At 67.7% G+C, this 18,966-nt stretch carries 18 protein-coding genes; 10 read left to right on the top strand and 8 right to left on the bottom strand.

The genetic code is table 11. The features are described 5' to 3' along the window. The first annotated feature begins 11 nt into the window (after nucleotides 1–11). Complete coding sequence (locus tag G6N44_RS03165) at nucleotides 12–878, top strand: oxygenase MpaB family protein (RefSeq protein ID WP_163661053.1); 867 nt, start codon at nucleotides 12–14, stop codon at nucleotides 876–878. Next, nucleotides 878–1,129, top strand: a complete 252-nt coding sequence (locus G6N44_RS03160) for a hypothetical protein (RefSeq protein WP_163661051.1) — start codon at nucleotides 878–880, stop codon at nucleotides 1,127–1,129. The genes G6N44_RS03165 and G6N44_RS03160 overlap by 1 nt, the downstream gene beginning before the upstream one ends. On the opposite strand, the gene G6N44_RS03155 is transcribed toward G6N44_RS03160, so the two are convergent. Continuing rightward, the gene (locus G6N44_RS03155; protein ID WP_163661049.1) at nucleotides 1,097–1,774 is read right to left on the bottom strand and encodes a DUF998 domain-containing protein; all 678 of its coding nucleotides are present in this window, start codon (nucleotides 1,772–1,774) and stop codon (nucleotides 1,097–1,099) included. The genes G6N44_RS03160 and G6N44_RS03155 overlap by 33 nt on opposite strands. A 55-nt stretch (nucleotides 1,775–1,829) precedes the next feature. Between G6N44_RS03155 and G6N44_RS03150 the strand changes: the two genes are divergently transcribed. The 4 genes from G6N44_RS03150 (at nucleotide 1,830) to G6N44_RS03135 (ending at nucleotide 7,591) form a co-directional block, all read left to right on the top strand. Next, the gene (locus tag G6N44_RS03150) at nucleotides 1,830–2,399 is read left to right on the top strand and encodes a hypothetical protein (protein WP_163661047.1); all 570 of its coding nucleotides are present in this window, start codon (nucleotides 1,830–1,832) and stop codon (nucleotides 2,397–2,399) included. A 44-nt stretch (nucleotides 2,400–2,443) separates the two neighbouring features. Continuing rightward, on the top strand, nucleotides 2,444–3,670 hold the full coding sequence (locus G6N44_RS03145) for an NAD(P)/FAD-dependent oxidoreductase (RefSeq protein WP_163661045.1): 1,227 nt from the start codon (nucleotides 2,444–2,446) through the stop codon (nucleotides 3,668–3,670). Nucleotides 3,671–3,821: 151 nt separating this feature from the next. After that, a complete protein-coding gene (locus tag G6N44_RS03140; RefSeq protein WP_163661044.1) occupies nucleotides 3,822–4,457 on the top strand; it encodes a hypothetical protein in 636 nt (211 codons plus the stop codon). Then, nucleotides 4,457–7,591, top strand: a complete 3,135-nt coding sequence (locus G6N44_RS03135) for a helicase HerA domain-containing protein (protein ID WP_163661042.1) — start codon at nucleotides 4,457–4,459, stop codon at nucleotides 7,589–7,591. Before G6N44_RS03140 ends, G6N44_RS03135 begins: the two co-directional genes overlap by 1 nt. On the opposite strand, the gene G6N44_RS03130 is transcribed toward G6N44_RS03135, so the two are convergent. Further along, complete coding sequence (locus tag G6N44_RS03130; protein ID WP_163661040.1) at nucleotides 7,561–9,048, bottom strand: acetyl-CoA acetyltransferase; 1,488 nt, start codon at nucleotides 9,046–9,048, stop codon at nucleotides 7,561–7,563. The two genes, G6N44_RS03135 and G6N44_RS03130, sit on opposite strands and share 31 nt — an antisense overlap. Before the next feature lie 116 nt (nucleotides 9,049–9,164). On the opposite strand from G6N44_RS03130, the gene G6N44_RS03125 reads away from it, so the two are divergent. Continuing rightward, on the top strand, nucleotides 9,165–11,558 hold the full coding sequence (locus tag G6N44_RS03125; RefSeq protein WP_163661038.1) for a phosphoketolase family protein: 2,394 nt from the start codon (nucleotides 9,165–9,167) through the stop codon (nucleotides 11,556–11,558). Nucleotides 11,559–11,596: 38 nt separating this feature from the next. Next, nucleotides 11,597–12,361 (top strand): CPBP family intramembrane glutamic endopeptidase, encoded by a 765-nt coding sequence (locus G6N44_RS03120; protein WP_163661036.1) that lies wholly within the window; start codon nucleotides 11,597–11,599, stop codon nucleotides 12,359–12,361. Here G6N44_RS03120 and G6N44_RS03115 read toward each other — a convergent pair. After that, nucleotides 12,358–12,936 carry a CGNR zinc finger domain-containing protein gene (locus tag G6N44_RS03115; RefSeq protein WP_163661034.1) on the bottom strand — a complete coding sequence of 193 codons (579 nt, stop codon included), beginning with the start codon at nucleotides 12,934–12,936 and terminating at the stop codon, nucleotides 12,358–12,360. The genes G6N44_RS03120 and G6N44_RS03115 overlap by 4 nt on opposite strands. Before the next feature lie 120 nt (nucleotides 12,937–13,056). Here G6N44_RS03115 and G6N44_RS03110 point away from each other — a divergent pair, with 120 nt between their 5' ends. Further along, on the top strand, nucleotides 13,057–13,530 hold the full coding sequence (locus G6N44_RS03110) for a hypothetical protein (RefSeq protein WP_163661032.1): 474 nt from the start codon (nucleotides 13,057–13,059) through the stop codon (nucleotides 13,528–13,530). Nucleotide 13,531: 1 nt separating this feature from the next. Here G6N44_RS03110 and G6N44_RS03105 read toward each other — a convergent pair whose 3' ends face one another. The 5 genes from G6N44_RS03105 to G6N44_RS03085 all read right to left on the bottom strand — a co-directional run bounded on the left by G6N44_RS03105 (nucleotide 13,532) and on the right by G6N44_RS03085 (nucleotide 18,070). Next, complete coding sequence (locus tag G6N44_RS03105; protein WP_163669530.1) at nucleotides 13,532–14,533, bottom strand: zinc-binding alcohol dehydrogenase family protein; 1,002 nt, start codon at nucleotides 14,531–14,533, stop codon at nucleotides 13,532–13,534. 103 nt (nucleotides 14,534–14,636) lie between these two features. Continuing rightward, a complete protein-coding gene (locus G6N44_RS03100; RefSeq protein WP_163661029.1) occupies nucleotides 14,637–14,903 on the bottom strand; it encodes a GlsB/YeaQ/YmgE family stress response membrane protein in 267 nt (88 codons plus the stop codon). Nucleotides 14,904–15,012: 109 nt separating this feature from the next. Beyond that, entirely contained in the window at nucleotides 15,013–16,017 is a 1,005-nt protein-coding gene (locus G6N44_RS03095; RefSeq protein WP_163661028.1) for an alanine and proline-rich secreted protein Apa, read from the bottom strand. A gap of 239 nt (nucleotides 16,018–16,256) precedes the next feature. After that, nucleotides 16,257–17,345, bottom strand: a complete 1,089-nt coding sequence (locus G6N44_RS03090) for a sulfate/molybdate ABC transporter ATP-binding protein (RefSeq protein WP_163661026.1) — start codon at nucleotides 17,343–17,345, stop codon at nucleotides 16,257–16,259. Then, nucleotides 17,342–18,070, bottom strand: a complete 729-nt coding sequence (locus G6N44_RS03085; RefSeq protein WP_276039389.1) for an ABC transporter permease — start codon at nucleotides 18,068–18,070, stop codon at nucleotides 17,342–17,344. The genes G6N44_RS03090 and G6N44_RS03085 overlap by 4 nt, the downstream gene beginning before the upstream one ends. A gap of 211 nt (nucleotides 18,071–18,281) precedes the next feature. On the opposite strand from G6N44_RS03085, the gene G6N44_RS03080 reads away from it, so the two are divergent. Then, a complete protein-coding gene (locus G6N44_RS03080; protein WP_163661022.1) occupies nucleotides 18,282–18,956 on the top strand; it encodes an SDR family oxidoreductase in 675 nt (224 codons plus the stop codon). The last annotated feature ends 10 nt before the right edge of the window (nucleotides 18,957–18,966 follow it).

Raw genomic sequence — 18,966 nt, 5'->3', positions numbered from 1 at the left:
GGGGGCTGCAGATGAATTCCACCACCGCCAACCGGATCTCGATCACCCGGCGCACCTCGCGCTGGTCCGACGACGACGTCACCATCGCCGATGCCATGGACCTCTGGGGGTTCGCCGCAGGTGCGGCCAACGTGATCATGCAACTGTCCGCGCCGGGCGTCGGCTACGGCGTCGTGGAGAGCACCGTGGATTCGGGCAATCTGCTCAAGCATCCGTGGAAACGCGCCCGCACCACCTTGAGCTACCTGGCGGTGGCGATCCTCGGCAACGCCGAGGATCGGGCGGCGTTCCGCTCGGCCGTCGACGTGGCTCACCGGCAGGTCCGGTCCGGGCCGGCAAGTCCCGTCCAGTACAACGCCTTCGACCGCGATCTGCAGATGTGGGTAGCGGCGTGTCTGTTCGCCGGACTCGAGGATGTGTACCAACTGCTGCGTGGCCAGATGACCGACGCGCAGGCCGAGCAGTTTTACCGGTCTGCCATCACACTGGGCACCACCCTGCAGGTCAGCGAGCAGCAGTGGCCGCCCACGCGGTCCGATTTCGACACGTACTGGGACACCGCGTGCGGGCGGGTCCAGATGGACGACGTCGTCAGGCGGTATCTGCACGACCTGGTGGACCTGCGGATGATCAACCCGCTGCTGCGGATACCGTTCCGGCCGCTGCTGAAGTTCCTCACCACCGGGTTTCTGGCGCCGGTGTTCCGGGATGCCGTCGGCTTCGGTTGGGGCCCGGGCCGGCAGCGACTGTTCGAATGGCTGTTTCGGGCCGTGGCTTTCGGCAACCGGTTCCTGCCGGTGTTCATCCGCCAGGGCGGCAGTTACCTGCTGCTGGCCGATGTGCGCCGGCGGATGGCCTCCGACAAGGCGCTGATCTGATGAACGGGATTCGCCGGATTCTGGGCCACCGGGTCAGCGTCGAGCAGATGCTCGAGACCCTGATGTGGCTGGCCCTGCCCTACCTGGTGATCGGACTGGTCTGGACGTTCTTCCATCCCGAACAGGTGCAGCTGATCGAGACGAGCCTGCTGACCAAATTTCCGGCCGGCGCCAATCTGGTGGCCTTCGGCCAGGTGACGCTGCTGTGGCCGGTGCTGCTACTGGGCGCCGACGTGTGCGTTGCGATGTGAGCGCAGCAGCCGCGCCGCCACACCTGCGACATACAGCCACAGCAACGTTCCGACCACCCAGGTCGGCACATAGTCGAACGTCTCGGTCTGCGCGGAAGCCATGTAGGAGAGGACGGTCAGGACCGCGACCCCGATCGTTGCCGACATCACCGCCCACACCCGATCGCCGCTGCGTGCGAAATACCTTGCCAACTCGAAACATCCGCAGGTCATGGCCAGGAAGCCCAGTCCGCCTGCCACGCCATGAACCGTCGCCGAGGTACTGGGCTCGCCGACGCTGCGAGAACCCGGCGGGAACCCGGACCCCGGATCGGTCGGGTTCAGCCCCGCCACGACACCGGCCAGCAGGCCATAGAGCGCCACACACACCGCCGCGATGCGGCCCGACCTGATGCCGGCGGCCACCCGCCAGACCCCGGCCCCGAACGCGATCAGCAGCAAGCCGCACACCACGAAGTCGACCGACTGAACCCAGCCCCAATCCCCCAGTGCCAGCATTGAATTGGCGTGACGGGCCGGGTCGAAGCCAGGTCGGGTGAACGTCAGGGTGTACGAAACCGCGGTGAGCACCAGGCCGGCCACCACACCGGCGGCCAGCAGGGCCGAGGTGACCCGGACATCTGCCGGGCGCGGGTCGGGGGTCACAGAAAGACGACGCTACCGTTCCGGTTTCCGCGACGGTTGGTTAGGGTCTTGCGTCGTGAAGGCTTGCCTCGTCGTAGTCGCCGCCGCCGCTGCGCTCACCGGATGTGCGTCAGGAACCGTCGTCAACACCGACGATGGCGCCGGGCCGCCACCCACGAGCAGCACCACACCGCCACCCCAGTTCAGTACCGCACACCTGGTCGATGCCGCCGACTACGCGATCGAGGTCAACGGTCGCAAGGCCTATTACTTCAGCACCCCGAGCGGGCGCTGGCAGTGTGCGATCCTGCCCCGCGACCGTGCCGGGTGCCAACCGGCGGGTGGCACCTCGACGATGAACGTGACGGGCGCCCCCGAGACCGTGCCCGATGCGACCGGCGGTACCGCAGAACCGAATGCCCTGGTCCTCGACCGGGATACCGACGCGCATTTCGCCAACCTGACACAACCGGATTTCGCCCAATCGGCCGCGGTCGTGCTGCCGTTCGGCAAGGCACTCGCGGTCGCGGGATTCCGCTGCAACGTCCAGGAGCAGTCCGGGGTGTCCTGCGTGCGGGAGGTGACGGGCCGAGGCTTCACCTTCTCCGACGAGGGCTACACCCTGCAGTACACCGACGTCCCCTAGCGATCACAGGTGTACGGCCGCTCAAGCGAGTAGGCTGAATCGACATGACAACGTCGTCCACAATTGCGATCGTCGGCGGTGGCCTGGCCGGTGCCAAGGCAGCTGAAGCACTGCGGGACAACGACTTTGATGGCCATGTCGTGCTGTTCGCCGCCGAGGACCACCTACCCTACGAGCGTCCGCCGCTGTCCAAGGAGTACCTGGCCGGCAAGAAGAAACTCGACGACTTCACCGTCGATCCGGCAGCCTGGTACCGCGACCACAACATCGACCTGCGGCTGGGCACCGAGGTCACCGCCGTCGACGCCGCCGCGCACACGCTGGCACTACCCGACGGCACCACCGTCGGCTACGACAAGCTGCTGCTGGCCACCGGGTCCGCCTCCCGCCGGCCACCGATTCCGGGATCCGACGCCGCGGGGGTGCACTATCTGCGGACGTTCGACGACGCCGCGGCCCTGAGCGCGGCACTGACCCCGGGTTCGACGCTGGCGATCGTGGGCGGTGGCTGGATCGGGCTGGAGGTCGCCGCCGGGGCGCGCGGCCGCGACGTGAATGTCACCGTCATCGAGGCCGCACACCTGCCGCTGCTGGCCGCGCTGGGCGCCGAGGTGGGTGAGGTGTTCGCCCAACTACACCGTGAGCACGGGGTCGACCTGCGCCTGGACCAGTCGGTGCAGGAGATCACCACCGAGAATGGCACCGCCACCGGGCTACGACTCGGCGACGGCTCGACCGTCACCGCCGACGCGGTGCTGGTCGCCGTGGGTGCCGCACCGAACATCGGACTCGCCGAAAACGCCGGGTTGGCCATCGCCGAAGGCGGGGTGCTCGTCGACGCATCGTTGCGCAGCAGCGACCCCGACATCTACGCCGTCGGCGACATCGCCGCCGCGCAGCATCCTTTCTTCGGGACGCGGATCCGCACCGAACACTGGGCCAACGCGCTCAAACAGCCCGCGGTGGCGGCGGCGGGGATGCTGGGCAAGCATGCCGAATATGCCGAACTGCCCTATTTCTTCACCGATCAGTACGGCCTCGGCATGGAGTACGTCGGCCATGCCCCCGAATATCGGCGCGTCGTTTTCCGCGGCGACGTTGCTGGGCGTGAATTCGTCGCGTTCTGGCTCGACGCCGACAACCGAGTTCTGGCGGGCATGAACGTCAACGTGTGGGACGTCCTTGACGACGTCAAAGCGCTGATCCGGTCGGCGGCGCCGGTCGATCCGGAACGCATCGCCGATCCAGCGCAGCCGCTGTCCGTCGGGTAGCTGCGGGTCCCACATCGGCCGCACGGGCGAAAACCCTGCGGCACAACGACATTCTCGCGCGGTCGGGGGTACGCGCTAACGTGCATGAGACACGTGCCGGTATCGCCCCGACCGCGCGCCACATCCACGACGGCAGGAAGGTGAGCATCCGGTGAATGTCACGCCCGACGAGCTGACCGGCGCCGAGCAGGCGATCCTGCTGGTACTGATGGCCGAGTCCCGCCCCGTACCCAACGCCGAGCTCGCACGGCTGGGGCCCAAGCTCGACAAACCCAGACGGGACCGACTCAACCGGTTGGGTCTGATCGAGTCCACCGGCACCCGCCCCCTCGTCCACGAACTCACCGACACGGGGTGGGCGCTGTGCCGGACCCTGTTCGGGGCTGACGCACCGCCCCGGTCCGCCGGACAGGGCAAGGCCCTCTACACGCTGCTGGGTGCGCTGCACCGCTATTTCGAACACGCCGACCTTGTTCCCGCCGATGTCTTCCTGCCGGCTGACGTGCCGTGCGACGACGTTTCCGGCCAAACCCCCGAAGTCCAGTTGCGCACCGCCTACGCCGGGCTGTCCACCCGGCCCGGCGGGTGGGTCAGTCTGCTGCACCTACGCCAGGCCGTCCCCGGTCTGCCCCGACCCACCGTCGACGCCGCGCTGATCAGCCTCTACCAGCAGCCCGGCGTCAGCCTGATCCCCGAGGAGAACCAGAAGGTGCTCACCCCCGCCGACCGCGAAGCCGCGGTGGAGATAGGCAATCAGGACAAGCACCTGATCGCGATCGAGTCCTGATGGAGTTACAGCACCGCGAAGCGCTCAGTGCGCTTCGCCTGACCTGGGCGCCGACCGCCGACGATCTGTGGCATTCGCAGGGCGCGCTGCACGTGCGCGGGCTGCACGACCGGCCGATGGCCGATGTGATCGCGGCCTTCGGCGATGCCGAACGCGAAACCGACTCCAGCCCGTTGGGCGTGGTGGTCCGCGGCCCGGCCGGATCAGGTAAGACCCACCTCCTCGGTCAGGTCCGCGAGCAGGTGCAAACCGGCGGCGGTTACTTCTTCCTGGTCGAACTGCTCGATGCGACCGGCTTCTGGCAGTCCGCCCGCGCCGGCATCCTGGAAAGCCTGGGCCGGCCCGGCAGCGAGCGCGAGACCCAACTCAAAGACCTGCTGTGGGAGCTGTCCTCGGTCGCCCACATCTCCCGGGCCAATCGCCGCGCGGTGATCGGTGACGACGACCTGACGCCCGAGATTCTCAGCGACTTCGTCAACGCACTGCACAAGGTCCACCGCCACACCGTCAAACGCGCGCACCACACCCTGCGCGCGCTCGTCCTGTTGGGCTCCGGTGATCTCGAGCTGCAGGACATCGGCGAGGCGTTCCTGACCGGCAGCGGCGAACGGGAAGCCTGGGGACTGCCCGCGCCGACGCTCACCGCGCAGGAATCGGTCCGTGACATCTCTCGGCTGATCGCCCTGGCCGGGCCCTCGGTTCTCGCGCTCGACCAGATCGACACGCTGCTGGCCCAGTCCACCGAGCGCACCGACACCGCCGGCGCCCAGCCAGGCAACACCGACCTCGAGCACATCGCACACGGCCTGATGTCGATCCGGCAGACCATGCGCCGAACCGTCGGCGTGGTGGCCTGTCTGCCCGCAGCGTGGGAGGCGATCCAAGACCGGGCCACCGCCACCGTGCAGGACAGGTTCCGCACCACCGCACTGTTGCAGGGCCTGCCGACCCCCGACGTCGGTCGCGCCATCCTGGAACGCCGATTCACCGCCAGCTACGCCTCGACCGGGTTCACCGCGCCGTACGCGAGCTGGCCGATCCTCCCCTCGGCGTTCGACGAGGCCACCCAGTACACACCGCGCCAGCTGCTCAAACGGGTCGACACCCATGTCCGGCGCTGCCTGGAACGCGACACCGTCGAAGAACTGTCCCAACTGACCGCCGAGGTGGATACCCCGCAACCTGCCGGGGGCAACAGCGCACCCGGAGACACGGGCGAACTGGACCGCCGTTTCGCCGAGTACCGGCGTCGCGCGGTGACAGTTGCCGCGCTCGATCCCGACGGCGAGGACACCACCATGCCCGGCCTGCTGTCTGCAGCGCTGGACGCGTGGATCACCGAACTCGGCGAGGCCGGGCAGGCGTTTCGCCCCGATCCGCTCCCGGGCCAACGGGTGGTGCTGCACGGGCGGCTACGCCAGACCCTCGATGCCGCCACCGACGACGAACGGCACTGGGCGTTTCGCGCCATCGCATCCGGTAATGCCGTGGCGGTGCAGAACCGAATCAGAAAGGCTTGGGAAGCAACGGGTTTCAATGCAGACCGGCGCCAGCTGTTCCTGCTGCGAAACACCGCGTGGCCCAAGGGTGCCAAAACCGCCGTGATGGTCGCCGAGTTCGAGGCGGCCGGTGGCCGGGTGCTGCCGATGAACGAGGATGACGTGCGCACGATGACGGCGCTGCGCGACCTCATCGACGACAATGACCCCGACCTGCCCGAGTGGCTGCGCCGCCTCCGCCCGGCCCACGGGATCGGCTGGCTGCGTGCCGCCCTCGGGGAGGTTGCAGGTGATCCGCCGCCCCCGGCCCAGATCGACGTGGAGGCCGAACTCGCGACCGGGCCGATTCGTATTCCGCCGCCGGTACCGGTGATCGAGCACTCACCCACCGCGGTGACCCTGGGCACCGAAAGCCCCGGCGGGCGCCCGGTCTCGGTCGATCTGGCCGCACTGCGCAAACACACCGCGATCTTCGCCGGCTCCGGGTCAGGCAAGACCGTGCTGATCCGGCGGCTGATCGAGGAGTGCGCGCTGCGGGGCGTCTCGTCGATCGTGCTGGACCCGAACAACGACCTGTCCCGGCTCGGCGCCCGTTGGCCCGAGAATCCGCCGGGATGGAACCCGGCCGACGACGAACGCGCCGACGCGTATTTCGACAACGCCGAAGTGGTGGTGTGGACACCGCGCCGGTCGACGGGTCGCCCGTTGTCCTTCCAGCCGCTCCCCGATTTCGCCAGTGTCATCGATGACGACGACGAGTTCTCCGACGCCGTCGAATCCGCCGTCGCCGCACTGGAATCCCGCGCCCTGATCGCCGGCAACACCGCCAAGGCCGAGCGGTCCCGTGCGGTGCTGCGCGAGGCGCTGCGGTTCTACGGTGCCGGCCCCTCGGTATCCCTGGGCGGCTTCATCGACCTGCTCGACAATCTGCCCGCCGACGTCAGCGCGTTGGGCGGGGCGCAGAAGCTCGCCGCCGAGCTGGCCCAGAACCTGCGCGCGGCGACCGTCAACGATCCGCTGTTCGGTGGTACCGGGACCGCCGCCGACCCAGGGGTGTTGCTGACACCGTCGCCGGGCTACCGGGCGCGGGTGTCGGTGATCAGCATGGCCGGTCTGACCAGCGACCAACAGCGCGAAGGATTCGTCAACCAGTTGCAGATGGCGCTGTTCGCCTGGATCAAGCGGAACCCGGCCGGGGACCGGCCGTTGGGGGGGTTGCTGGTGATGGACGAGGCACAGAACTTCGCACCGTCCAGCCACACGACCGCCTGTACCCACAGCACCCTGGCGCTGTCCTCGCAGGCCCGAAAGTACGGGCTCGGACTCGTGTTCGCCACGCAGTCCCCGCGCGGTCTGCACAACCACATCCCGGGCAATGCCACCACGCAGTTCTACGGTCTGCTGAACTCCCCCGCCCAGATCGCGGTGGCCCGGGAGATGGCCCGGGTCAAGGGTGGCCACGTACCCGACATCAGCAAGCTGCGCTCAGGACAGTTCTATCTTGCGCTGGAAGGCAACGCCTTTCACAAGATCCAGACGCCCTGGTGTCTGTCACACCATCCGCCCAGCCCGCCGACCACTGACGAAGTGCTCGCCCTGGCCGCTCAGAGCAGGGTCGCGCTGCCGTCGGCGTGAACCTGCACCGTGGCCCCGGCGATGTCCTGGGTCATGGTCGCCACCGCCTGGGACTCGTCGACGATCCGGGCCAGCGTGCGTCCGTCGTCAGGGGTCCGCACCGCCAGGAAGGCGCGCTCCGCGGTGCCGTCGCGGCCGACCGGGGTGGTCCACGATTCCACCGTGCCGGTGCCGGTGAAGTCCACCTGCAGTGCCCGGGTGGGCTCGGCATCTACCTCGGACTGAACGTCCTGCCAACGGAATTCGTGGGTCGGGGGTTCGGTGCCGTAGATGCCGAAGCTGTGCTTGGTGAGATAACCGCCGTTGGCGGTGATCAACCCGCGGGTCCCGGGATTGGCCACGAGTATCTCGGCCATGGTGGCGATCGAATGGGACACGTAGTTGTTCCACGGCCCGCCGGCGAAGGTCAGCCCACCGGTGACCGTCAGCGGTCGGGCCGGATCTGCCAGTGGCAGACCGAGTTCGGCCGCCGCCACCTGGACCGCCGACGGGAAGCACGAGTACACGTCAACGAAATCGACGTCGTCGACGCCCACCCCGGCCAGTTCCAGAACGCGCCGTCCGGCGATCCGGATCGCCGGTGACCGGTAGAGCTCGGCCCGCTCGCCGATCGCGTAGGTATCGTGCGAATCCGTCCCCGCGTACGGGAAAACCCAACGGTCGGTGGGAATCTGGAGATACGTGGCTTTCTCGACGGTGGTCAGGATCAACACCGCACCCTGGTTGACCATGTTGTTGGAGTTCATCAACTTGGTGTAGGGCCAACTGATCATCCGGTTGCCCGGACCCGGCTTCCAGATCTGCTCGGCGGGCACCGCCTCCTGGCTCCAGGCATGCGGATTGTCGGCCGCTACCGCGCTGAACCGTGACCACAGCTCGCCGATCCGGCTGCGGTGTTCCTCACTGGTCTCGCCGCCCGCGATGCGCAGTGCCTGTTCGAACATCGGGTACACGTAGGCCGGACGGTCCAGCTTGATCCGCATCTCGGCCTCACCGGCCATCGGCACACCGTCATGCGCACCCGGTGCCTCCGGCACGGATTCGTCCTGACGCGTCCAGTCCGGTTTGGTCCCGGCGGCGCGCAGGCGACTGCGGGTGCGCCACGTCTCGGCGCCCGCGATCAGCACTACCTCGGCCCGTCCCCCCTGCAGATCCAGGCAGGCCTCGTTCACCAACGACTGCGGGACGTTGCCACCCACCCCGGTATAGCGTGTCGCTGCCTTGTCAGCCCGGATGCGCTGCGCCAAAAGCAAACCCGGATCGCGGTAATGCCAGGACAGCAGGTTCACGATGCGTACCGAGTCGACAACCTCCAGTACCCGCGGATCGGCGGCCTCCCGAGCGGCCGCAATCATCAGATCGACCGGCTCGACGTCCGGATTCTCCTCACGCAGGTTGACCTGGCCGTAGCCGATCAGTACCGGGGTGCGTGGGTCGAGAGTCCTGGGGAGGGTCATGCCCACGAACCTAGCCGACGCGAGGCGGCGTGATTTCGCGTCGCGTTGGTTGACCGGAACGAATCCGGGTACCCGGATCGCAGACACCATTCACCGACACCGGCCACTATGAGGATATGAGCGACGCGACTGGATCACCGGCACTGACCGACACAGAACTCGAGCGGCTCAACGCCTACTGGCGGGCGGCGAACTACCTGTCCGTCGGTCAGATCTATCTCCTGGATAATCCGCTGCTCGACGAGCCGCTGGCCGCCGAACACGTCAAGCCGCGACTGCTGGGTCACTGGGGCACCACCCCGGGGCTGAACCTGCTCTACGCCCACCTCAACCGGATCATCCGCGAACGCGATGCGAACCTCATCTACGTGACCGGACCAGGCCACGGCGGTCCGGGTCTGGTGGCCAACGCCTACCTGGAAGGCACCTACAGCGAGGTCTACTCCGCAATCGGGCCGGACACCGACGGTCTGCGGAAACTGTTCCGCCAGTTCTCGTTTCCCGGCGGGATCCCCAGCCACGTGGCCGCCGAGACACCCGGCTCCATCCACGAGGGCGGTGAACTCGGATACGCCCTGGTGCACGCCTACGGGGCCGCGTTCGACAATCCGGATCTGGTGGTGGCCTGCGTGATCGGCGACGGCGAGGCCGAGACCGGACCGCTGGCCGCCAGCTGGCATTCGAACAAGTTCCTCAACCCCGTCGTCGACGGGGCAGTGCTGCCGATCCTGCATCTCAACGGCTACAAGATCGCCAATCCCACAGTGCTGTCCCGCATTCCGCAAGAAGAGCTCGAATCCCTGTTCTACGGCTACGGCTATCGGCCCATCACCGTCGCGAGCGACGAATCAGCCGGAGTGGCCGGGGACGACCCGGCCGACGTGCACCAGCAGTTGGCCGCGGCGATGGACGAGGCGTTCGACCAGATCACGGCGATCCAGCGGGCGGCCCGTACCGACGGCGAGTCCGTCCGTCCGCTGTGGCCGATGATCATCCTGCGCACCCCCAAGGGCTGGACCGGCCCGCACGAGGTGGACGGCAAACTGGTCGAGGGCACGTGGCGCTCCCACCAGGTGCCGCTGTCGGAGACCCGGACCAACCCGTCGCACCTGGCCCAGCTCGAGACCTGGCTGCGCAGCTACCGGCCCGAGGAACTCTTCGACGCCACCGGGGCATTGCGTCCCGATCTGCGCGCACTCGCTCCGACGGGCACCCGGCGGATGAGCGCCAACACGCACGCCAACGGTGGGCTACTACTGCGTGACCTCGACCTGCCGGACTTCACCGACTACGCGGTCACCGTGCAGCGCCCCGGTGCCGAAACCGCGGAAGCCACCCGGGTGCTCGGCACGTTCCTGCGTGATGTCATCGCCGGTAATCCGGATCGGTTCCGGCTGATGGGTCCCGACGAGACCGCCTCCAACCGCCTGGCCGCGGTGTTCGAGAAGACCGACAAGGCATGGCAGGGCGAGACGCTGCCCGTCGACGAGAACCTGGCGCCGGACGGCAGGGTGATGGAAGTGCTGTCCGAACACCTGTGCCAGGGCTGGTTGGAGGGCTACCTCCTGACCGGGCGGCACGGGCTCTTCAACTGCTACGAGGCCTTCGTTCACATCGTCGATTCCATGCTCAATCAGCACGTCAAGTGGCTGTTCAGCAGTTCGCAGCTACCGTGGCGCCGGCCGATCGCATCGCTGAACTATCTGCTGACCTCGCATGTGTGGCGCCAGGACCACAACGGCGCGTCGCACCAGGATCCGGGCTTCATCGACCACGTCGCCAACAAACGTCCCGAGGTGGTGCGCGTCTACCTGCCGCCGGATGCCAACACCCTGCTCTCGGTGGCCGACCACTGCCTGCGCAGCCGCCAATACGTGAACGTCATCGTGGCAGGCAAGCAACCGGCGTTGACGTACCTGACGATGGAGGAGGCCGTCGCGCACTGCACGCGCGGGCTGGGGATCTGGGAGTGGGCGGGCAATGCCACCGGCGAGCCCGACGTGGTGTTGGCCTGCGCCGGCGACATCCCGACCCTGGAGACCCTGGCCGCCGCCGACATTCTGCGGCGCAAACTTCCCGACCTGTCGGTCCGGGTCGTCAACGTCGTCGACATCATGCGCCTGCAACCCGAGTCCGAACATCCGCACGGATTGCCCGATCGCGAGTTCGACTCGATCTTCACCACGGACAAGCCGATCATCTTTGCCTATCACGGCTACCCGTGGCTGATACACCGGCTGACCTACCGGCACGCCAACCACGACCAACTCCACGTCCGCGGGTTCAAAGAGCGCGGTACGACGACGACGCCCTTCGACATGGTGATGCTCAACGACCTCGACCGGTTCCACCTGGTCATGGACGTGATCGACCGGGTCGACGGCCTGGCGATCAGGGCTGCCGGGCTGCGGCAGGACATGGTCGATGCCCGGTTGGCCGCCCGCAGGTACACCCGCGAGCACGGCGAGGACGACCCGGCGATCTCCAATTGGACCTGGGATGCGGTGTGACCTGGGTAATTGCGCTGCACCGGTACGATTGCCGAGTTATGTCTGATCAGAGCGCCGTGGCCGCGCACCCACATCCGCTGGTGGCCCAGCTCTCTGCGTTGCATCGCTTCCGGATCTATGCCGACATCGGCATCGTCGTCGTCATCCTCACGCTGACCAACCTGATCGCGCACTTCACCACCCCGTGGGCCAGTATCGCCACCGTCCCGGCCGCCGCGGTCGGCCTGTTGATCCTGGTGCGGGCCCGTGGCCTGGGGTGGACGGAACTCGGACTGGGCCGCGAGCACTGGCGCGCGGGCGCCGGGTACGCGCTCGGTGCTGTCGCCCTGGTGGTCTCGGTGATCGCGATCGGGGCGGCGCTGCCGTGGACGCGGCCGATGTTCATGAACGACAACTACGCCACCATCTCGGGCGCGCTTCTGGCGTCGATGGTGATCATCCCGCTGCAAACCGTGATCCCCGAGGAACTGGCGTTTCGCGGGGTACTGCACGGAGCCCTCAACCGGGCCTGGGGGTTTCGCGGCGTCGCCGCGGGTGGCTCGCTGTTGTTCGGTCTCTGGCACATCGCCAGTTCGCTGGGCCTGACGAGCGAGAACGTCGGGTTCACCCGACTGTTTGGCGGCGGCCTGTTCGGCATGGTCGCCGGTGTAGTGCTCGCCGTGATCGCCACCGGCATCGCCGGCTTCGTGTTCACCTGGCTGCGCCGACGCAGCGGCAGCCTGATCGCGCCGATCGCCCTGCACTGGTCACTCAACGGGATCGGCGCACTGGCCGCCGCCGTGGTGTGGCACCTGTCGACCTAACTGCCGCCGCGTCTCCGCGCCCTGAACTCACGGTTCTTCAGCATGTTCCCGCAGCTGGACATGTCGCACCAGGTACCACCGTGGTTGCGGGACCGGTCATAGAAAGCCCACGTGCATTCGTCGTTCGCACATGCCTTCAGACGGGCCCAGGTACCGTCCCGCTGCGCGTCGCGCATCACCAGCAGCACCTCGAGTAGGCGCTCGCCCACGCCCTCACCTGCCGCCGACAAGTGCACCTGCCCTTCGGGAGTCAGGTCGACCTTCGCGGTCGAGGTATCGGTGAGCGCCTTCAGTGCCGCCAGATGATCGGCCTGCGGTGCGGTGCCGCCGCTGTGGTGGATCAGCAGCGCACGCAGCGCCTCGCGCACCTTGCGCACCTGGTCGAGCTCGGCCGCTGTCGGGCTGGCACCGGCAGCGAGCCACCCGTTGGCGGCCAGCCACGGTGCCGCGTCGTCAGGACGGGCGAGGCGATCCGTTCCGACGGGCAATTCGATGGTGTTGACCAAGGCCTGAATCCGGGCCAACTGCCCGGGCGCGGGTTTGGTCTCGGTGTCGCCGGCCCACCTCGTCGTCATGATGCCAAGCGTACCGCCGTGACCGCTAAATTGGTTTGACTAGTCATCCGTGACCGGCGTACCGTCTTAGATAGTCATGTATTCCGGATTCGAGCACCACGGGAACTACGAGGTATCGCCATGAACGACAACCGAATTTCTGCGATTTCAGCGCTCACACCCCGTCGTGCACCCGTCCTCCGGCGCGCGTCCATTCGAGCCCGCCTGACCGCACGGATTCGATCCGGCCGCCTCGACGCCATGCTGGCCGTCGGCACTCCGGCACCCCCGGGCAGCGCCATCGCGGCCCGCGCCACGCGACTCACGTCGATCTCCGAACGGGAAGCCATCGCCCGGTTGCTGCGCCGCTGCGTTAGCGAGAGCCGCAATGACAGCATCCTGTGGTCGTCACGAATGCCGTTGCACCGCAAGAATATTTCCACAGCCGAGGCCACGATCGATGCCATCACCCTGCGGCTGCATTCACCGCTGCCGGTCAACGCTCGCGGGATGGCCCGCCTCATCCGGGTGATCAACGACGGGTTCGGCCCTCTGTACGCCTTCGGTCACGGCGACCTCGACGGCCGACTTGGCGCCGCGCTCGCAGCGCTCTGAGCTAAACCCGCAACACCGCAGCACCCGCCACACGTCCGGCACCGAGGTCGGCCAACGCATCACCGGCACGGTCCAGGGCGTACTCGGGAGTGCTGACCACCATCCGGTGTGCACCCGCGAACGCCAGGAAATCGCGGGCATCGGCACGGGTGTTGGCAGTTACCGACCGAATCTCGCGTTCGAAGAACACGTGCTGTTGATAGTTCAAGGTCGGAATGTCGCTGAGGTGAATGCCCGCGATGGCCAGGACACCGCCGCGGTCCAGTGCCGCCAACGCAGGCAGCACCAGATCCCCCACCGGCGCGAACAGGATTGCGGCATCCAAAGGTTCGGGCGGCATATCGGCACTGCCCTGCACCGACGACGCACCCAGCGCCAGTGCGAGTTCCCGGGCGCGCTCGCCACGGGTCATCACATGCACCCGGGCGCCCTGCGCCAACGCCACCTGCGCCGTCAGGTGCGCGCTGCCGCCGAAACCGTAGAGTCCCAGCCGTCCGCCCGGAGGCAGGTCGGCGCGTAACAGAGCGCGGTAGCCGATGATGCCCGCGCACAACAGCGGCGCCAGCTCGACATCGGAATATCCGGTCGGCAACCGCAACGCGAAAGCGTCGGGAACGGTGGTGAATTCGGCATAGCCGCCGTCGGCGTCCCAGCCCGTGTACAGCGAGGACGGACAGAGATTTTCCCGACCCCGTAGGCAATAGACACACTGCCCGCAGGTGTGCCGCAGCCACGCCACACCTACCCGATCACCGGGGGCGAACCCGCCGCCGGTATCGGCACCGACCGCGACAACCTCCCCGACCACCTCGTGCCCGGGGATCACCCGTGGCCGGTGTACGGCCAGATCCCCTTCGGCCACATGCAGATCGGTCCGACACACCCCGCAGGCCAGAACCTTGACGAGCAGTTCGTCAGGCCCGGGCTGCGGGGTGGGCACGGTTACCCGTTGCAGCGGATGCGAACTCACCGGACCGGGCGTGACGACCTGCCAGGCCCTCATGGTCCCGGTGGTCATGACCAAGCACCTGTCAACGGGTCCGGTGGACCATTCCGACCAGTCATAGCGGAATCACCGATCGAGAAACACGCGTATCGAGAAGGCCTTACTTCTTGCGAGTGAGCGCCGTATATCCGAGAGTGAGGACCACTGCCACGGCAATGCTTATCAACCAGCGGATCCAGTCGATTCCACCGGTGTTGGCATTCCCAGGGCTGGCGATCTGGCCCCAGAGCCAATATCCGACAAGCGCGCCGACAATGCCGATGACGATGGTGATTATCCACCCCATGGCTTGCTTTCCGGGAACGACCAGACGCGCCAGAACCCCGATGATCGCGCCGAAGATAATCGTGCCGATGATGTTTCCCACAGGAAGTCTCCCTAGTCACGACGAGTAGTTAGCACCTACGTCTACTCCACAAACGTAACGATTGGGATGGGTTCCCGGGAAAGATAGATCATCGATCAACCACCCGGCATCAGGCCGGGGGCTGCATCTCCGGCGGAGCGTTTGTGACCGGTACCGGCACCCCAACACCGGGATGGGCCGGGTCGGCAGGCGGTGGCGGTGCGTTGGGGTCAGGAGCGGCCGCCGGCGGAGGCGTCCACGGCCGGATCGAGTTGGCCAACGTCGCAGCGGCGGCCTTGTCCACCGGATGCGTCGCAGTACCCAGCCAGACCACGAACCAGCGTTCCGGAGCACGCTGCCCGCGCGGGGTTCCTGGGGCCGGCGGTGCACCGACCACACCGGCCCAGATCTGGCCGTTCGGCTTGTTGGTATCGGTGAACTTCACCTCGTAGTAGGAGGCGACACCGGTGAGCCCGTTGGCATCGAGTGGAACGGTCTCCTGATTCACCCGGGTTCCGGGGAAGGGCATGAAAAATTCACCCATATCGGAGGCCAGGCGAACGGCGGCCTTGGCATTGTCGGCTTCGGCGCCGGCGAACAGCTTCAGATCCAGACGCCCGAGCAGCACGCTGGTGTCGTTCGGGGGCTCGGGCGTGCCCTCCGGCGGGATCTGGGTCAACAACGCCTGGCCGTATGACAACTGGGTCGCGTCGGACACCTTCCACCCGCCGGGTACGACGTAGCTGAAGCCGCCCGCTGCGTTGTCCACTCGGCCGGGCTCCGGCGCGGGGGCCGGGGCCGGGGCGTTGGGATCTGCGGGAGCAGGTGCGGGGGCCGGAGCCGGGGCGTTCGGATCTGCAGGGGCAGGCGCAGGCGACGCGGGCACAGGCGCTCCGGGAGCCGGGGCAGCTGGGGCGGGAGCAGCCGGGGCGGGAGCAGCTGGGGCGGGAGCAGCCGGAGCGGGGGCACCGGGCACAGCTGGGGCGGGCGCCGGCGCCGGGGGTGCCGGCTCGGGATCCGCATACGCCACCGCCGGCAGCGCAACGGCCACGGCGGTTGCACCGGTCAGCGCAACCAGTGCCAGCTTGTTCGACAGACCTCTGCGCCGATGTGACATCGCATCCGACTCGTCCATGTGGAAGAAACTACCGTGTTACGGCCGTGACGCAAGTGTGAGTTGCTCTTAGAGTGCTCAAAAGTAAAATTGCTGATCACAGGAAAGTCCCAGGTAAATACAATTATGACGATTGCTAAGGCGCGAGCGTGCCGGGCGCCACGCCGGAGCTGGCAACCCGCTCGCCGACATTCGCCGGACCGGACCCTCAACAGGTGATTCGGGACTGCACTCGCCCGCGTTACGTGGAGAACCCCGGGTCACTTCCGGTGCCCCGCCGGGTGGACGGCTACCTCCTGCGCCTTCACCGACAGGTACACGGTGTCGCCCGGGGTCAGCCGAAGCTCGGCGGCCGCCTCCGCGGTGATGTCAGCGGCCAGGCCGGGTGCGCCGTCGGGCTGCTCATCGGCCCGCACCCGGATGCCCGGCCCCCGGCTGTCCAGCTCGGCGACCGTCACCGCGACGGTGTTGCGCGGACTGCCGTGGGGTTCGTCGCGATACACCGAGACCGCCGCCGGGGAGAACAGCGCGACGGCCGGGGCGCCCGGCTGCACGTCGACCGCCGGCGTGCCGTACCACTTCGCCTGCCACGGGGTGGTCAGCACGCCATCGGCGCCCGCGGTGCCGCCGATCAAGTTGACACCGGCGAACCTTGCCGCGAAGTGACTCTTCGGCGTAGCCAATACTTCTGCCACAGAACCACTTTCGACGATGCGTCCATCCTCCACCACGACCACTCGGTCGGCCAGCGTCAGGACATCGAGCAGGTCATGGGTGATCAGCACCGCGCACCTGCCGCCAGTAGCGAGAACGCGGCGCAACACCTTGCGCATCGACGCCGCCACCGCCACGTCCAACCCCGCCAATGGTTCATCGAGCAGCAGCACTTCGGGATCGGCGGCCAGCGCCCTGGCCAGCGCCACCCGTTGCGCCTGGCCACCCGAAAGCCTGCGCGGCCGCCGATCGGCAAGATCCGTCGCGTCGACCTCGGCCAACCACCGGCGAGCACTCTCATCGGCAGCGCGGTGCCCTGCCCGATGCCCACTGCGCGCACCGAATGCCACGTTGGACAGCACGCTCAGGTGCGGAAACAGCAGCGAGTCCTGCAGCAGCAAGCCGACCCGACGGTCATGCGTGGGCACGTGCACCCCGGCGGCCGTATCGGTCAGCACCCGGTCCCCCACCTGCACCCGCCCGGCATCCAGGCCGACCAGTCCGGCGATGGAGTGCAGCGTGGTCGACTTGCCGGCGCCGTTGGGGCCCAGCACCGCCAGCACCTCACCGGCCGCTACCTCGAATTCCAGGTCCAAGCCCCGGTTTTCGACGACAACTCGCACCTGCAGCGTCATGACCATCCGCCCGCCCGCAGCCGACGACTGCCGAGCCCGATGACCACGACGGCCGCCACCGCCACCAGCAGCACCGACAGGGCGACGGCGGCGTCGGCGTCGCTCTCGCGCTGGAGATAGACCTCCAGAGGCAGGGTGCGCGTCACTCCCTGGCGTGACCCTGCGAACGTCAACGTGGCACCGAACTCGCCCAGGGATCGCGCGAATGCCAGGACGGCTCCCGAGATCAGGCCCGGCCCCAGCAAGGGCAGCGTCACCCGCCACCACACGGTTCCCGGGGGCGCACCCAGAGTCGCCGCCACGACCTCGAAATCGGCGCCGGCGGTGCGCGCGGCACCTTCCAGCGATATGACCAGGAACGGCAGGGACACGAAGGTCTGGGCCAGGATCACCGCCACCGTGGTGAACGCGATGTGCACCCCGGCTGCCTCCAGGTACCGGCCGACCAACCCCAGTCGCCCGAATGCGTACAGCAACGCGATACCGCCGACCACCGGCGGCAGGACCAGCGGCAACAGGATCAGCGGCCGCACGATTCGGGTGAGGAATCCTTCGGTGCGGGCCAGCACCAACGCCAACGGGACCCCGAACAGCACACACAGCACCGTGCTGGCCAGCGACGTCTTCAGGCTGAGCTTCAACGCCGCCGTCGACGACGGGCTGGAGATCAGTGACCCGAACTGCGGCCAGTCCACCTTCGCCACCATCGCGGCCAAGGGCAGCATGACGAATATCGCACCCACCGCGGCAGGGAGATAGATCCAGTGCGGAAGCCGTGGCGAATTCGTCACGACACCGCCTTGTCGACCACGTCGGCCACCTTATGCGAGCCGACGACGGGCGCGCCGAGTTTCCCGACCTAGCTACCGTCCAGTAACATTGACCCGTGGTTGCCCGCGTCCGGCGCGGCGACCCCCAGGTACTTGGAGGTACATCATGGCGGAGGTGCTGGTCACCGGCGGCGATACCGAACTCGGCCGCGCAATTGCGGCGGGTTTCCTCGATGCCGGCCACAACGTGACCATTGCCGGCTCCCGTCGCGAAGATCTGGAGTTGGCGGCCAAACAGCTCGACATCTCCTCGATCGTGTTCGACAACACCGATCCCGCCAGCCTCGAGAACGCCCGTGCCCAGTTCCCCCATCACCTGGACACTCTGGTCAATGTCCCGGCCCCGCTGTTCGAGGCCAAGGACCCCCGCACCTTCACACTCGCCGACCAGGCCACCGCCTGGCGCAACGCGTTGGATGCCACCGTGGTGTCGGCCGTGCTGACCGTGCAGATCGTCGGCGATCAGCTGAGCTCGGGCGGCTCGATCATCAACGTGGTGCCCGCAAGCCCACGCGAAGGCAGCATCGAAGCCGCGGTCAAGGCGGCTCTCGGCGACTGGACCGCCGGCCAGGCAACGTACTTCGGCACCCGCGGAATCACCGTCAACGCCATCGCCCCCGGTCTCTCCGCCCAGCCGAGCTATGACGGTCTCGGCACCACGCCGCCGTCGGTTGCCGACGAGTTCGCCCGTCTTGCAGTGTTTTTGAGCACGCCGGCCGCCCGCCACATCACCGGGCAGACGATGCACGTCAGCCGCGGAGCGTTGGCCACTCTGGGCTAGAGGGTTACGG

Source organism: Mycolicibacterium alvei, assembly GCF_010727325.1.
In the GTDB taxonomy this organism is placed as follows: Bacteria; Actinomycetota; Actinomycetes; order Mycobacteriales; family Mycobacteriaceae; genus Mycobacterium; species Mycobacterium alvei.
Note: the sequence above shows the minus strand (reverse complement) of the source record. Positions and strands in the feature narration are given on the sequence as shown.